Origin of the sequence: Lysobacter enzymogenes (assembly GCF_900106525.1) — a bacterium.
GTDB classification, from domain to species: Bacteria; Pseudomonadota; Gammaproteobacteria; order Xanthomonadales; family Xanthomonadaceae; genus Lysobacter; species Lysobacter enzymogenes.
Genome location: NZ_FNOG01000001.1, coordinates 86205 through 102418 on the forward strand (window position 1 = coordinate 86205; position 16214 = coordinate 102418).

8 protein-coding genes and 1 pseudogene are annotated in these 16214 nt (G+C 67.2%); 6 read left to right on the forward strand and 3 right to left on the reverse strand.

All coding sequences use genetic code 11. From position 1 onward, the window contains the following. Positions 1–226 precede the first annotated feature (226 nt). From BLU84_RS00395 to BLU84_RS28065, 3 genes and pseudogenes are all read right to left on the reverse strand, one after another. Positions 227–1498, reverse strand: a complete 1272-nt coding sequence (locus BLU84_RS00395) for an MFS transporter (protein WP_074861624.1) — start codon at positions 1496–1498, stop codon at positions 227–229. Positions 1499–1836: 338 nt separating this feature from the next. Further along, a complete protein-coding gene (locus BLU84_RS28060) occupies positions 1837–3390 on the reverse strand; it encodes a hypothetical protein (protein WP_425479286.1) in 1554 nt (517 codons plus the stop codon). A gap of 290 nt (positions 3391–3680) precedes the next feature. Further along, positions 3681–5784: pseudogene (locus tag BLU84_RS28065) on the reverse strand (M48 family metallopeptidase); the annotation flags it as partial. 346 nt (positions 5785–6130) lie between these two features. Between BLU84_RS28065 and BLU84_RS00405 the strand changes: the two are divergent. The 6 genes from BLU84_RS00405 (at position 6131) to BLU84_RS00430 (ending at position 16214) form a co-directional block, all read left to right on the forward strand. Next, positions 6131–6805: a DsbA family oxidoreductase gene (locus tag BLU84_RS00405; RefSeq protein WP_074861626.1), complete on the forward strand. Its 675-nt coding sequence runs from the start codon at positions 6131–6133 to the stop codon at positions 6803–6805. A gap of 450 nt (positions 6806–7255) precedes the next feature. Then, positions 7256–8263 carry a hypothetical protein gene (locus BLU84_RS00410; protein ID WP_083382210.1) on the forward strand — a complete coding sequence of 336 codons (1008 nt, stop codon included), beginning with the start codon at positions 7256–7258 and terminating at the stop codon, positions 8261–8263. Between the two features lie 385 nt (positions 8264–8648). After that, positions 8649–13574, forward strand: a complete 4926-nt coding sequence (locus BLU84_RS00415) for an RHS repeat-associated core domain-containing protein (RefSeq protein WP_083382211.1) — start codon at positions 8649–8651, stop codon at positions 13572–13574. Positions 13575–13637: 63 nt separating this feature from the next. Next, entirely contained in the window at positions 13638–14051 is a 414-nt protein-coding gene (locus tag BLU84_RS26000; protein WP_139174503.1) for a hypothetical protein, read from the forward strand. 209 nt (positions 14052–14260) lie between these two features. Next, positions 14261–14797 (forward strand): hypothetical protein, encoded by a 537-nt coding sequence (locus tag BLU84_RS00425; protein ID WP_074861630.1) that lies wholly within the window; start codon positions 14261–14263, stop codon positions 14795–14797. Positions 14798–15038: 241 nt separating this feature from the next. Then, a complete protein-coding gene (locus BLU84_RS00430; protein WP_211664491.1) occupies positions 15039–16214 on the forward strand; it encodes an efflux RND transporter periplasmic adaptor subunit in 1176 nt (391 codons plus the stop codon).

The window sequence follows — 16214 nt, forward strand, 5'->3', positions numbered from 1 at the left end:
TTTCCATATCCGGCGTTTGATCCGCGCCGCCGCGGGCGATTCACGCTGGTGAACGCGCGGACTGCGGCGCAAGCGCATCGCGGTCCGCGTGCGCGCTGCGCGCGAGCGGTGGCGAACGCAACGCGATATGCGCTAAAGCGCGCATGCGCGAACGCCGCCGCCCCGCGAAGGGCGACGGCGTTCGCGATCGAAAGCGATGCGCGTCAAACCACGCGCGCGGCCGCACTCACCAACTGTCTTCGAGATAGCGCGGCTGGCAGGCCATGCGCCCGCCCACGATCAACACCAGCAGGCAGGCGCCGAGCATCGCGAACGGCCACACCCAGCCGTGGCTGCGTTCGTGCAGCCAGCCGAACAGCAGCGGGCCGGCGCAGCTCAAGGTGTAGCCCAGGCCCTGCATGAAGCCCGACAGCGCGGCCGAACCGGCCGGCGTGCGCGTGCGCAGGTTGATCAGGGTCAGCGCCAACGGGAAGGTGCTCGGGCCCAGGCCGATCAGCGCCACCCACACGAAGGTCAGATGCATTGGCGCCAGCAGCAGGCCGGCGAAGCCGCCCAGGTAACACAGCACGCAGGCCAGCACGATCGGGAACGGATTGGCGATGCGCACCGCCAGCGCCGGCATGGTCAGCGCGCTGATCATGCCCAGGGTGGAGAACAGCGCCACCATCGCGCCGCCGAGCGCGGGGCTGCCGCCGGCTTCGACCAGCAGCTTGGGCAGCCAGGTGAACATCGAATAGGTCACCAGCGAAGTCATGCCGAACATCAGCGTCATGCCCCAGGCCACCGGCGAGCGCCAGACCTTGCCGCGCGCGGCGGCCGCCGGCAGTTCCGGCGCTTCGTCGCCGCCGGCGACGGCGCGGTCGTGGGTGCGCGCGAGTTCGCGCGCCTGCGCCGAACGGCCGCGCGCTTCCATCCACAGCACGCTGAGCCACGGCAGCGCCGCCGCCACCGCCACCAGCGACCACGAGGCCAGCGACACCCGCCAGCCCGCGGCCTGGGCCAGCGGCACCGCGGTCAGCGCGGGCAGGATCGTGCCGAGCTGCAGCACGGTGATGTAGGCGGTGCTGACGGTGCCGACGCGGTCGCCGAAATAGCGCTTCACCAGCGGCGGCAGCACCACGTTGCCGATGCCCATGCCGGCCAGCGCGACCGCGTTGGCGGCAAGCAATTGCCAGGTGTCGCCGACGAAGCCGCGCGCGAGCAGGCCGAGCGCGGCCACCGCCATCGCCAGCAGTGCCGCGCGCTCCAGGCCAATGCGATGGGCCAGGCTCGGCGTGGCCACGCCGAACAGCGCGAACGCGGCGGTGGGCACCATGCCGAACACGCCGGTCATGGTCGCGCCGAAGGCGAATTCGCGGCCCAGCGCGTCCAGCAGCGGCGTCAGCGAGGTCACCGCGGTGCGCAGGGTGAACGCCGACAGCACGATGCCGGCCAGCACCCAGGCGCGTCCCTGCCACAGCGGACGGATGGCGGAAGCGGGGGCGGCGGTGGCGCTCATGGGATTCGGCTTCGACGGCGGCAACAGGAGGGGGAGATACGACGAACGGCGCGGCCGCGAGGCCGCGCACAGGCGCGAAAGGCGTCGTTCGTGCGGCGCGCCGCGAAGCGCGCGGGCGGGGAAGCGGGGGAGGCTAGGCGACAGTGTGGCCACTGCGCGCGATGCGCGCCAGCATCGGCGCGGCAACGGTCAGTTGCGGCAAAGTCGCGGCCGCGCGCGTGCGGCCGGAGCTGCGCTGGTGCGGGCGGGTGCTTGCGGCGCGCGGGCCCGGGCGCGTGTTTGCGCGCCCGGGCGTGCGTTGCCGGGCGCGGCCGCGAAGGCCGCGCCCGGCCTCGGCCTCAACCGAAGTAAGGCCGCTCGGCCGCGAACAGCAGGCGCTTGGCGCCGTCGCGCCAGGCTTGCGGGCAATCGCGGCCGAGCATCACCACCGCGGTGGCGTAGGCGATGCCGCGCGAGCGTGGGTTGATCTTGCCCAGCGCGCGCTCGGCCTGTTCGGCCGAAGCGCTGCCGCCGCGGCGCACGGCGTCGAAGAAGGCGGCGATCCTGGCCGCGTCTTCCGGATCGGCGCGCATCGCGTTCTCGCGCCGGTGCGCGGCGCCGGCATCGCGTTCGCGTTCGGCCAGCGCGGCCAACGCCCAGGCGCTGGCCGGGTCTTCCTCGGGCTGGTCGGATTGCGCCAGCGCCTGCGCCACTGCATCGGCCGGCGCGCCTTCGGACGCGGCGATCAAGCGTTGCAGGTAAGCCCGCGTGTCCCCCGCGCCGTTCGCCGCTTGCAGCGCGCGCGCCAGATCGCCGGACTTGAGCGCGACGAACGCCCAGTGCGGCGACTCGCGCGGCACCGTGCCCTGCTCGATCGCCAGCAAGGTCTGCAATTGCCCCGAGCCGCTGGCGTCCAGTCGCGCGGCGTCGCCATCGATCGCGCGCTGGGTGCGCGCGACCTCGGTCGCCAGCCACTCGTTGGCCTGCGGCATCTTCGCGGCCTGGCGCAACAGCGGCAGCGCCTGATCCCACTGGCCGCGCTCGTTGGCGGCGTGGCCGGCGGCGAGCGCGAACCAGCCGTGCTCGGGCCAGCGCGCATGGCCGGCGGCGAAGGCGCGGTCGCGCTCGTCGTTGTCCGGCGCGCAGCGCAGCGCGATGTAGCGCAGGTCGGGCGATTGCGGCGCGCGTTCCGACAGAGCGTTGTGGCGCGCGCACACTTCGGCGCGGGCGGGCTTGCCCTCGCTCGCGTCCTGCTCGGCGCGCAGCGCGATCACCTCGGCCGGCGCGCGTTGCAGGCGCGCGCCGATCAGCGCGGCCGCATCCGGCTGGCGCGCGGCCAGCGTCAGCCATTCGGCGATATGGCGCGAATCGCCGGCGTCCCAGCGCACGTGCGCGGCGATCAGCGCATGCTTGTCGGCGTCGTCGCGGGCCAGTTGCAACTGGTCGGACGGCGACAGCCCGGCGAAGCCCTGCAACACCCGGCGGCTGCCGCCGTTGCCCTTGGTGCTGATCTGCTTCGGCGGCTCCTCGAAGATGTGGTCGGCGCTGGAGGCGATCCAGCGCGGCGCGCCGAGCTTGTTCTCCGGCACTTCGCCGCCCGGGCCGTAGACCGCGGTCCACTCCACCAGCGGCGCGGCCGAGGCGATGTTGTAGACGTAGTGCGAAGCATGCGTCGGGCCGTCGCTGTCGAACTCCTCTACCACCGCGCCATCGGCGGTGCGCGCGACCACGTGGTGGCGGCCGCCGTCGGCCAGCTCGACGGTGAGGTTCTGCAACGGCGGCAGGTCGTACCCGCGGCCGTCGACTTCCACCCGCATCGCCTGGGCCAGCCCGTTGAGCACGGTGAGCTTGGCCATGCCGACCGAAGCGCCGACGAACAGCACCGCGCCGACGATGCCGGCGGCCGCGGCCACGCGCGAGATCGACGGCAGCAGGCCGTCGGCGGTCTGGAAGCGATCCCACCAGCCGAGCTTGGTCTGGTGCTTGCGGCCGTTGCCGGGCTTGAGCCGGGTGTAGTCGCGCGGCGCCGCGGCCGGCGCGTCGTCCGAGGGCCGGGCGAAGCGCGCGTTGTCCGCGTCGTAATCGCTGGCGTCGTTGCCGTCGGCGGCGACGCGCTCGGCGATGGCCTGATCGAAGGCGGCCTGTTCGGACGCATCGCGTGCGACTGCGGCGATGCTCGCTTGCGCGGAGCCGGTGCGCTCCGGCGCGTCCGCATCCGCGGTGGACACTTCCACGGCCGGCGCTTCGGCGATTGCGACCATGCCGTCGGCATCCTCGCGCTCGCCCCCACGCAACGCGCGCGCGACTTCGTCTTCGGTCGCCAGCAGCGATTCCAGCGCGGCGTCGCGCAGCGCCGCCAGCGGGCCGACGGTGCCGCGCACCCAAGTGTCGATCGCGCCGAGCCACTGCTGGATGTTGTCGCGGTCGGCCACGGGCAGGCGGAACTCGCCCAGCGCCGCGGCCCAGTCGGCGGCGCCCAGGCGCGTGGCGATGCGGCTGTCCATGCGCACTTGCGCGGCATGCGCATACAGCGCGTCGAGCGTGCGGTGCAGCTGGTTGGCCGAAGCCACCAGGCGGTTGAGTTCGTCGGAAGACACCCGGCGGTCGGCGGTCACCACCTCGTAGGTGTTGACCAGCAGGCTGTTGGCGTCCTGCAGGTCGGCGTGGCTGTGGTCGGCGTAATGCAGCACCGCCAGTTGCCCGCGCAGCAGCGCTTCCCACGGCCCGCCCAGCGCGCGCGCCGCGGCCAGGTGCACGCTGCGGCAGCGGCGGTCGTGCCCGCGCACCTGCTCGCGCAGCGGCGCCAGTTCGGCGTCGAGTTCGGCCAGCACCTTCGGCAGTTGCTTGGCCGGAAACTCGCCGCCGCGCCAGCGCACCACGCCGCCGGGCGCGCGCAGGTGGCCGGCGCGCAGCGCGTCGAGGGTGGCGCGTTCGGCTTCCAGCTCGCGCAGGCGTTCCAGCGCGTCGCCGTGCTCGGCGGGGTACAGGCCGGCCAGCTGCGCATCGAGCGCGGCGTCGGCCACCGAGTGATAGAGCTCGTCGGGACGCTCGTAGTCGCGCACGATCGAGCGGCCGAGATAGGTGCCGCGGAAACGGCGGTCCAGGGCCAGATCGTCGAAGTCGCGGTCCACGCGTTCCAGGCTGTCGGCGATCGGCACCGGCGCCAGCGGCTCGGCGCTGTCGATCATCTCGCGCGAGATGCGCTCTTTCAGCGCCTGCGCATCGCGCAACAGCTCCAGCGCCGGGCGCGTATCGATTTCGCAGGCGATATAGCTGCGCTTGATATTGCGTTCGCGGTCGCTGTTGGCCGGATGGGTGGACCACATCTGCGGCGGCTGCGCCAGCTCGCTCTTGAACACGCGGTGCTGGTCGCGGCCGGCGTCGGGTAGCCGCGGCGGCTCGCCGTACTCGGCGTCGGCGAACACCCGCTGCAGGTGTTCGATGATGCGCGTCTGCACCGCGAACAGGTCGGCGACCGGGCGCTGGTTGGCGTACTCGCGGTTGGCGAAGCTCAGGGTGCGGCTCCAGGCGTCGTCGGCGGCGCCGAGCCGGTGCAGGGCGTGCACCAGCGCGTCGCTGCCGGTCAGCGACGCGGCGACCAGATCGGCCTGGTACTCCATCTCGCGCGACAACGCGCGCTGGGCCAGCACCACCAGCCGGAACACCATCTCCACCAGCGAGCGGATCGACCACACCACCAGCGACAGGATCCAGCCGACCCAGGCCACGCGCAGATCGAAGCGCGACAGCGCGCGCAGGAAATCGTCGAAAGCGTCGCGCTTGGCGATGATGTGCGCGGCGATCTGCTGGGCCACGTAGACCCAGCGGCCGACCGCCATGGTGCGCTGGGCGAAGTGGCCGAACTCGTGCGCCAGCACCGCCTTGAGCTCGCCCAGGTTGAGCACGTTGACCAGGCCCAGGCCGATTTCCAGATTCTTCTTCGACGGCAGGATCAGGTTGAGCAGGGACAGGTCGTAGAACACGCCGGCGTTGACCCGCGGCGACAGGAATACGCGGTGCGGCCGCGGCGCGCCGGCCTCGTCGGCGAGGCGGTGCAGGAAGGCGAACAGCTCGGGCTGGTCGGCCGGCTTGAGCTCCAGGTCTTCCCCGCCGGCGCCGCGGCGCTTGAAGATCAGCGCCTTGGCCATGAACAGGCACAAGAACGCGGCGCAGGCGCCGGTGATGCCGTTGCCGATCAGGTTGCCGCCGTCGCCCTGGACCAGTGCCGCGAACAGCCGCCAGGCGGTCCAGCCGAACCAGACCAGCAGGGCGAAGTAGATCGCGACGAAGTCGAGCAGGCCAAGCATGGCCAGCCAGGCGTGGCGACGGTAAGCGGCGCTGGGCGCAGTCAGTTGCGCGGGCACGGAGGCGGGTCCGGCCGGGTACATCGAGTCCATGTTGTCCCCATCGAGCGGTGGCGGCGCGCGGCCGCGGTGTGCGCGCCCGGCCTGCCCGCAAGGGGCGCCCCGCCGGGGGCCGGCCTATTCTGCCCCGATTTTTGTGATGGAGTAAGCATCGCCAGTGCGGGTGGGGCCCGGCCCGGGCGGTGGAACGCACCGATCCGCCGGTGCGCCCGGCTTCGGCTTGATGGCGCCGGGCCGCGCCCGCATGGTGACTGTATCCTGAGAATTGCGCGCCGCGCGGAGCTTTGCCATGAGTTCGTCCAACCCGACCGCGAAGGTCAAGATCGACTTCGTCTCCGACGTGGTCTGCCCGTGGTGCGCGGTCGGCCTGAATTCGCTGGAGCAGGCCATCGCCCGGCTCGACGGCGAAGTCGAAGTGGAACTGCACTTCCAGCCGTTCGAACTTAACCCGCAGATGGCGGCCGAAGGCGAGCGCATCGACGAGCACCTGGCGCACAAGTACGGCCTGGGCGCCGAGCAACTGGCGCGCAACCGCGAAGCGCTGCGCGAGCGCGGCGCCGCGGTCGGTTTCCAGTTCGGCGATCGCGACCGCATCTACAACACTTTCGACGCCCACCGCCTGCTGCACTGGGCCGGCACTCAGAGCGCCGATGCCGAGCGCGCGCTCAAGCACGCCTTGCTCAAGGCCTATTTCACCGATGGCCGCGATGTGTCTTCGCGCGAGGTGCTCGCGGCGGTGGCGGGCGAGGCCGGCCTCGACGGGCAGCGCGCCCGCGCCGTGCTCGATTCGGACGAGTACGCGCAGGACGTGCGCAAGCAGGAGCGTCTCTACCAGGAAGCCGGAATCAGCGCGGTGCCGTCGGTCATCATCAACGACCGTCATCTGATCCAGGGCGGGCAGCCGGTGGAGCAGTTCGAAGCGGCGCTGCGGCAGATCGCGGCGCAGGGCGGGGCGCGCGGCTGATCGGCGGCGCGGTTCGCGTAGTTCAGTCCACGTAATCGGCACCGGCGCGCTTGCGCGTCGGTGCTGTGGCGATGAAGACGCCGCTTCGCGCGGCGTCGTTGCACGACATCTTTGCCCGATCGGTTCGATCCGTTGCGCGCCGGCCGCTGCAACGCGCGAACGCGTCGCGAGCGCTTGTCCGCAGCCGGCGCCGGCCTTAGCATCCGCGCCGCGACCTCAAGCGGTCGCAACCCTCCCTTCGCCAGCCCGGCGTTCGCGCCCGCCAGCCCTTCTTTTTCGCGCGCCGTGCAGCGCAGCACGCCGCGCCGCCGGCGGTGACCGCCGCCGCATTCGCGACGAGACGGTTAGAACGAATCCGCGCACCGACCCGCCGACGCGCGCGGTCTGCCACATCGCTGCCATCGCCGCCGCCGCAAGCTCCTGGGTTCGCCCAACGCCAGGACCGCCGCCATGCTCCGATGCTTCGCCGCCCGTCTGCGCACCGCCGTGCGCCTCGCCTGCCTCGGCACCGGCTTGCTCGCCGCCAACGCCGCCGGCGCCGCCGGCCTGTCGGCCGCCAATCCCGTCGACCGCGCCGCGCTCGCGCTGCGCTGGGCGCCGGTGCATTACCAAGACGTCGACCAGACCGGCAGCCACGCCCTCGGCGGCGCCGCCGACTACATCGCCCGCTACGACTTCGACGGCGACCTCGACGCGCGCAACAACTGGGACCGCGCCGGCCACAGCGCCTACCCGCTGGCCGCGCACGCCTATTACTCGGTGGTGGAAACCGCGACCCACTGGTACATCACCTACCTGTTCTTCCATCCGCGCGACTGGACCGATTCGTTCTTCGACACCGAACACGAGAACGACGCCGAAGGCGTGATGCTCGCCGTCGCCCGCGACGGCAGCGCCTACGGCAGGCTCAAGGCCGCCGTCACCGTCGCCCACACCGACTTCTTCTCGTTCGTGCCCGCCGGCAGCGACTGGACCGGCAACGCCGAAAACGTCGACGGCACGCTGTCGTTCCTGACCTACCAAGGCGCGCCGCACCCGGTCACCGCGCAGGAAGCCAAAGGCCACGGCCTCAAGGCCTGGCCCGCCTACGACATCAAAGGCGACGGCGTGATCTATTACCCCTCGCTCAGCGTCGCCGAAGTCCCCTCCGGCCCGGACGACCGCGACGTCAAATACAAACTCATCGACATCTTCGAACCCGGCGGCCTGTGGGACCAGCGCAACACCCCGTCGCTGTTCGCCAGCTACGGCAGCTTCGCCGGCGACAAGAGCGGCGGCTGCGGCAGCGGAGCGATCGGCTGCAGCGTCAACGCGGCCAACGCTCCGTGGGGGTGGGACGACAGCAACGATGGCCCGGGGCGCGGCGCATTGGCTACGGATCCGGTGGGGCTGACGATGAATTACTTTCGGATTCCGGAGGCGGTGAGTGGGGTGTATAGCTACAACCCGTATCGGTGAATGGTGGCGGGAAGCGCGGCTTCTACGACGCAATGAGCATGTGTACAAAAGCTGCGAATTTTGCGGCTTGAATCGATCCGGTCGTTGCAGAGATGATGCGGTGCGATCGCTCCTTGTTCTTTCGCCAGGGCGGAGCACCTCTCGAAAGCCAGCAAGGATGGTCGATCGGGCCCGGCAGGGCCCGTCATCAACGGATGAACAGCTCGACACACGCCCCGTTTATGATTTCTGCACGAGCCGATGGCGACACGCGCGCCAGCCTCCTGCTATGCGTTACGGGCGCCTTGCCGATCCTGTCCACTGAGCGTCCAAGTCGAAAAGTCCGCATTGCCGGCGGGCCGGGTCCGTTCGTGTTGCCGCAAGCCCGCCTGCAGCGGGCAACCGTATGAAGTTCGGAAAAGGAATCGTGATGAACGCGAAGTCATGGTGGGGCATTGCAGCTGCTTCGGCTGCGTTGCTGTTTGCGGGCGCAGTGCAGGCTCAGGTGCCTGAATATGTGTATCGGGCTACCCGCTACATGCCTCAGGCGCAGTCGCAGGACTTCGCCACCCAGGCGGAAGCCGAGGCCTATATCCGGGCCGAGCCGTCCCCTGCCTTGGGCAACGCGTTCCTGGTCAATACCCGCGCGTTTGCGGCCAGCGACAGCGCCGTCCTGCTCGAATACAACGTGCCGTGGCGGAAGTACGAAAGCTACGAGGGTGCTTACTACGACGGACATATGTCGGGCAATGCGACCGACTGCTACGGCCTGAAGTGCCGGACCGAAGAGGAAATGGTCGCTGCAAGCATGCGCGCCTATCCGCTCGATGGCGCTTACACCCCGACGCTGCGCGGCGCTTATCTGTCGCCCCCGTTTGCCATGTGGTCTACAACTTCGTCCGATGCTCGGAAAGTCTGGATCGCTATGAATGCGGTGCAGTACAGCGGCGGGCCGATCCCCAACGCACGGGAGATTACTGCAACCAACGCTAGCGGTAATTCTTATACCTATCGAATCAATCGGGTCGATACTTACATCTGTCCGGCGCTGTTCAATGGCACTGATAATCCCTATGGGGAAGCGCGTTACGGAACCTGGCCGATCTTCTGCGTCAATAGCGCGCAAGGTCAGATCCTTGTGCGCTTCAAGCAACGGGCTCCGTTCTGTTCTGGCAAGACCGATCAGTCCGGCCAGGTACCCAATGACCGGCCCGGCAACCCCTGCGCCGCTGATTTCGGCAACAAGGAATACCGCGAGGGCGATTTCGCCTGGGATGGCTTCGATTTCCGCCGCGCCTATAACTCGATCGCCGATTTCCCGCTGTCTTCGGGCTTCGGCAACAACTGGTCGCATACGTTTTCCGACCGACTGATGTTCGACAATGCCGGCAACGCGACCTATTGGATCCGCCCCGACGGCTATGTGGAGCGCCTGTATGTGGTCGAATCCGGAAAGCAGGTCTATTACTCGCCCAACACGCCTAATCTCGCGCTGACCAAGCCAACTAGAGGCTCTCAGGATCCGGCGGACGGCGTCTGGCGGCTTTCCGCACCCGGGCAGAAAGTCACGTGGTTCGATGCCAAGGGGCGGCTGCTGCGTAAGCAGATCGCCGGCACCAAGGTCGACCTTGCCTACTGCGGCGGAACCGAACTGGGTACCGACGACTGCCCCTCCCGGGATCTGATCCGGCGCGCGACCAATTCGCGTGGCCGCACGCTCGAGTTCACCTATACCGTTCTGCCCGGCGCCACGCAGGAAGCGCGGCTGGTCTCGGTCAAGGCCGACGGCGCGGTCGCGATGCAGTACCGCTACGACGCCCAAGGGCGTATGACCGCGGCGTGGCACGACGGTGTCGAAGGCGCGGGGCGTCGCTACCTCTATGGCGAATCGGCGCAACTGTGCCGCAACGCCAGCGGCGGCACGATTGCGGGATGCGATCCGATCAAGTTTCCGAACCACATGACCGGCGTCGAGGACGAGTCCGCGACCCGCTTCGCCACCTACTCCTATGACGACAAGGGCAGGGCGACCATCAGCGAGCATGCCGGCGGCGCCGGGCGCGTCACCGTGGACTATCTCTCCGCCACCCAGAGCAAGGCGACCCTGGCGTCCGGCGCGGTCAAAACCTTCGGCTACACCAACGAACAGCTGAAGAAAATTTCGAGCGCGACCGTCTCGGGCGGAGCCGGAACCTCCACTCAGACCACTCAGGTGGGTTACGACAATCGCTGGCGAGTGGCTTACAACAGCGCCGTCGGCGGTGCGCGTACCGAGTTCGGTTACACGGGGCCGAATCTTTCCAGCCGCAAGGAAGGTTTGAGCGAAGCTGGCGCTACTACCGCAGTAACCCGAACGACTCAGTTCGACTGGAACACCGCCTATAACGAGCCCAGCGAACAAAGAGTTTTGAACAGCAGCGGCGCAGCCGTGGCGAAACGCAAGTGGACCTACAACGACCGGGGACAGCCGTTGGTGTCCACCGAGGTCGATCCGGCCACCAATGAAGAGCGCTCCACGACGATCGCCTACTGCGAACAGGCCGATGTGACCGCCGGCGATTGCCCGGTGATCGGCTTGGTCCGGTCCGTGGACGGTCCGCGCACCGACGTGGCGGACGTGACCCATTACGAGTACTACCCGGTCGACGCGGCAGGTTGCGCCGCGGCGCCTCCGGCGAACTGCGCCTATCGCAAGGGCGACCTGTGGATGATCACGGACGCCCTGGGCCGCTCGACCGAAATGCTGCGCTACGACTCCGCAGGCCGCCTGCTGTCGAGCAAGGACATCAACGGCGTCGTCTCCGACAACGAGTTCTCCTCCCGCGGCTGGCTGCTCGCCACCAAGGTCCGCGGCGCCGACAACAACAGCGAAAGCGACGACCGCATTTCCCGCTTCGACTACTGGCCGACCGGCCAGCTCAAGAAGTCGACCCTACCCGACGGCGCCTCGCTGACCTTCACCTACGACGCGGCCCAGCGCTTGACCGACGTCACCGACAACGACGGCAACACCATCCACTACACCCTGGATAACGAGGGCAACCGGACCAAGGAAGACACCAAGACTTCCACCGGCACGCTCAAGCGCACCCTGTCGCGGGTCTACAACACGCTGGGGCAGTTGCAGGCGAACAAGGACGCGTCGCAGAACGCGACCGTCTACCGCTACGACGGCCGCGGCAACCAGGACCGCACCACCGATGCGCTCGGCCGGATCACCGACCACACCTACGACCCGCTCAACCGGTTGGTGCGGACGCTGCAGGATGTCGGTGGACTTAATGTCGAGACGAAGTTCGAGTACGACCCGCTGGATCGGGTGGCTAAGGTTACCGATCCGAAGGGGTTGGATACCGTTTATAGCTACAACGGTTTTGGCGATCAGGTCCGCTTGAGCAGTCCAGATACCGGCGTAGCCACTTACACCTACAACGCGGCAGGTGGTGTTGCGACTAAACAGGACGCCAACGATGCGGTGCCGCATCGCTATGTCTACGACGCCTTGAATCGCACCAAGGCCATCTACTACTCGGCCAGCGGGGGGGCGGATGTGGAATTCGACTACGACACGGTCAATAGCGCCTGTGCAGTGGGCGAAACCTTTGCCGCTGGGCGAGTAAGTGCGATGCGTAAGGACGGAACGGAACTGAAATATTGCTATGACAGGTTCGGGCAGGTCGTGCGCAAAGTGCAGGCGATCGATGCAGGCGTCCTGACGATGCGTTACGCCTATACCCTGGGCGGCGAGTTGAAGAGCGTGACTTATCCCGATGGATCAATTGCGGACTACACGCGCGATGGCAGAGGGCGGGTGACGGAGATCGGAGTTACACCCAGTGCTGGCGTCCGCTCGGTCGTGCTGACTGGGGTCGCTTACGAGCCCAATGGGCCGGCCAGAAGCTGGACTTATGGCAATGGAACGGTCCAGTCCCGCGTTCATGATCAGGACTATCGGGTCGCGACGGTTTCCGGCTCGGGAAATGCCGCGCTTTCCCTGCACTACGATTACAACGAAATTGGAGAGGTCGCGGCGTTGAAAGATGGGCTGCAAAGTGCGGTCCTGGCCAAGTACGACTACGACAGCTTGAGTCGGCTGACCGTGACGCGCGATGGGGCCTCGGGAGTGCCTTTGGACTCTTATGGCTATGACGCGGCGGGCAACCGTACAAGCTTCAAGCATGGTGGGGTCAATGAGGTGTACGGCTATGCCTCAACGGACCATCGTCTCGCAAGCGTTGGCGGGATTGCGAGGGATTACGATGCCGCAGGCAACGTGACGAGTATCGGTGCGGATAAACAGTTCGAATATGGCGCCGACGACCGTTTGAAGACCGTCAAATGGAATGGCCTCGATAAGGCCGGCTATCGGTATAACGCGCTAGGGGAGCAAGTGCGGGCTGCCGATGTGGGAGTTGCGAGCTCTAGGTTGCTGTACGACGAACGAGGCGGTTGGATCGGAAGTTACAGCGATGCGGGTCTGCCGATGCAGCAGATCGTTTGGTGGGATGGCGTGCCGGTGGCAGTTCTGGCGAACTCGCCACAGGGACAGAAGCTCTACTACATCTACACCGATCGTCTGGCCACGCCCCGAGCGGTCGCCGATCCGCAGCGCGATGTCGCGGTGTGGTCGTGGGATGCGAAGGGCGAGGCGTTCGGCGCCACCGCGCCGAATCAGGATCCGGACTTGGACGGGACCGCATTCGTCTTCGACATGCGTTTTCCCGGGCAGCGGTTCGATCCCTGGACTGGATCTAACTACAACTATTTCCGCGACTACGACGCTTCGGTTGGCCGTTACTTGCAGAGCGATCCGATCGGGATGTCGGGCGGGATCAATACCTTCGCCTACGTAAGCTCAAATCCGGTGTCGGGCGTCGATCCGTTCGGGCTCGAAGGGCCAGGTTCGTTCAACAACGGCGGAACGCGGTTGAGCTGGGAGAACGGTTCCGGCCGCGCTCCAGACTACGGCACCATTACGGTGAATTTCGGGCTGGGCAGCTTGCATTACACGCTTTCGCGCAGCGGGAAGCTGTTCTCGGGTGGCGGCTTTGTTGGCGACCCTCGAAATGTGGGGAAGTCTTTGAGCTCTGCAGGGGTCTCGTTCGTTGTTGGCTGGGTCAATGACTGCCCTATAACTCGTGAAGAAGCTCGTGAGAAGGTCGATGGATTCCTGAACGGCCGCTCTTTCAACGCAAGCGGCTTCAACGGTGCAGGCGGTGGAGTGACAGTAAACGGCAGCGGTTCTGCCGTAGAGATCGGTGTCGGAACGCGTAGTGCCGGCATCGGCGTGACTTATTCTGGTGAAGCGGCCACGGTTGGCTCGGGTTGGTAAGGCGCGATGCTTACTCGAAAAAAAGCAATCGACGGATTCGTCTATTTTTGCATTTTGGTAGCAATGGCTTACGCATTGAGCCGAGTGTCTGGCTGCTATTTCGAGAAGGCGAATGGCGCATTGGTGCAGGAGTTGAAGCAGCAACTCCTGCGGTTCTCCGTGCTCGCAGGAGATACGGATAGCGAGTCGATAGAAATCCTGAATCACGGCGGACCGGTCGCGGCAATCCGACATCTGCAATCGACGCGCACGGAAGCGGAAATCGCACAGCACTATCGTTCGCAATTGGAAGCTGAAGGCTGGAAGCTGATCGAGTCCGACGAGAAGGCCAACGCAGACCGGTCCTTCAAGTACTGCCAGAACGCCACCGGTTTCAATTTTTCGGTGTGGAAGTACGCCGGCAAGACGGGCTATCGAATCGCGTTGCTGCGCAACGGCAAGAACAGCGGAGTGGATTACTGCTCCGACAAGCGGTGATCCATAGGCTCCGGCGAACGCTCGCTCGCCGGCGGGGTTCGCCGCCTTGTCTCAATGGCGATCTGCCGAGCATCGGCCTGGATCGATGTCGTGTCCGCGTCCCGATTAGTTCGCCTGCGGCGATTTCTATGGCTTTGTTCGGTTGGTCTGATACTGTCGGCGCAGCTTGATCTATTCCCATTACCTCGGCGCCACGCCGGGCGTATCGCATGTCCCTGTCGCAAGTGCATGAAGAGATCGCGAGGCTGGACGGCTATCTCGCGGGCATCGCAGCATCCAACGGATGCATTCGGAACTACTCCGCGAACGCCTTTCTGGTCGAATCGGTCGAGCCCGAAGTCGACCTCGAGCGGGCGATAACCGGCCTCTACCCGCGACGAACCGAATTCGTTCTGGGCAAAGGCGAGCGCTTGCCACGCGGCTTCGGCAGCTTGGAGCGCGACATCCAGCCGTTCCTGGTTCGCGAGCTTGCGTCCGCCAGCTCGACGAGCCTGACGGACCTGCGCCGTTATCTGTCTTTCCGGGTTCTGGACATGCTTTGGTATGTCGTGGAAGTGCAGTTGGGCGTGGCCCAATGGTCGGCTACCGAAGTGTGGCGGCTGGAGTCCGAGGCCAGGCCCGACTCTCCCGATTGCGTCTACTTCTGCATTCGTCTGGAGGGAATGCTGCTCGTCCTGGAGTTCAGGGACGACCTCAAGTGGTTGGACGCGATCAACAGCGGAAGGGTCGACCCGCTGCTCGTCTGACGAAGGCGGCGACACCGCGGGATTCGGCTGTTTTTGCCGAATGTGTCTTTTTGATGCTGCTGCGCACAAATAAACACATGCTCCGCACCCTAAACCTCCCAAAACGGCACGCCCCGAGCCTTCCCGTTGATGGAACGTTCACACTCAAAAAAAGAGAATGATCGTTCATTCTACGATCCGTCCGCAGTCCGTCCCGGCCGCACCCATACCTGAGGCTCCCCCAATGCCGTCGCGCAAGTCCATGTCCTATAAGGCAATTTTCACTGTTTCCGTGCTTGCGTTGGCCCTGGCGGCCTGCGGTAAAGGCGGCGATCAACAAGGCGGGCCGGGTGGCCCCGGCGGGCAGAAGGGCCAGGTCACGGTGGTGACGCTGAAGCCCGAGACCGTGACCCTGACCCGCGAGCTGCCCGGCCGCGCCAGCGCGTCGCTGGTGGCGCAGGTGCGGCCGCAGGTGAACGGCATCGTCGAGAAGCGCTTGTTCACCGAAGGCGGCCTGGTCAAGGCCGGCCAGCCGCTGTATCAGCTCGACGACAAGACCTACGCCGCCGACGCCGAGAACGCCAAGGCGTCGCTGGCGCGCGCCGAGGCCGCGTTGAACTCGGCCCAGCTCAACGCCCGCCGTTCGACCGAACTGGTCAAGATCGACGCGGTCAGCAAGCAGGACGACGAGAACGCCACCGCCACGCTCAAGCAGGCCCGCGCCGACGTCGCCGCCGGCCGCGCCAGCGTGCAGAGCACCAGCGTGATCCTCGGCCGCGCGCGCATCGTCTCGCCGATCAGCGGCCGCATCGGCAAGTCGGCGGTCACCGCCGGCGCGCTGGTCTCGGCCAACCAGGCCGATGCGCTGGCGGTGGTGCAGCAGACCGATCCGGTGTTCGTCGACATCAGCCAGTCCAGCGCCGAACTGCTGGCGCTGCGCAAGCAGATCGCCGCGGGCACGCTCAGCGAGGCGACCACGCCGGTCGCGATCCTGCTCGAGGACGGCACCAAGTACGAGCACGACGGCAAGCTGGCGTTCTCGGAAGTCACCGTCGACGAAGGCACCGGCAGCTTCCTGCTGCGGGTGATCGTGCCGAACCCCGACAACATCCTGATGCCCGGCATGTACGTGCGCGCGCTGGTCGGCACCGGCGTGCGCCAGAACGCGCTGCTGGTTCCGCAGCAGGGCGTGACCCGCGATCCCAAGGGCAACGCCACCGCGATGGTGGTCAACGCCAAGGGCCAGGTCGAGCCGCGCGAAGTGCAGGTCGGTCAGGCGCTCGGCGACAAGTGGCTGGTCGAAGGCGGCTTGAAGGCCGGCGACAAGGTCATCGTCGAAGGCCTGCAGAAGATCGGCCCCGGCATGCCGGTGGACGCGACCGAGAAGGGCGCCGCCCCGGCCAAGCCGGCGGCCCCCGCCGCCGCGCCGAAGCAGTAA

Bases quoted from the DNA above. Each gene is read 5' to 3' on its own strand.
- BLU84_RS00395 (WP_074861624.1), bottom strand. From the start codon at position 1,498: ATGAGCGCCACCGCCGCCCCCGCTTCCGCCATCCGTCCGCTGTGGCAG.
- BLU84_RS00405 (WP_074861626.1), top strand. From the start codon at position 6,131: ATGAGTTCGTCCAACCCGACCGCGAAGGTCAAGATCGACTTCGTCTCC.
- BLU84_RS00410 (WP_083382210.1), top strand. From the start codon at position 7,256: ATGCTCCGATGCTTCGCCGCCCGTCTGCGCACCGCCGTGCGCCTCGCC.
- BLU84_RS00415 (WP_083382211.1), top strand. From the start codon at position 8,649: ATGAAGTTCGGAAAAGGAATCGTGATGAACGCGAAGTCATGGTGGGGC.
- BLU84_RS26000 (WP_139174503.1), top strand. From the start codon at position 13,638: ATGGCTTACGCATTGAGCCGAGTGTCTGGCTGCTATTTCGAGAAGGCG.
- BLU84_RS00425 (WP_074861630.1), top strand. From the start codon at position 14,261: ATGTCCCTGTCGCAAGTGCATGAAGAGATCGCGAGGCTGGACGGCTAT.
- BLU84_RS00430 (WP_211664491.1), top strand. From the start codon at position 15,039: ATGTCCTATAAGGCAATTTTCACTGTTTCCGTGCTTGCGTTGGCCCTG.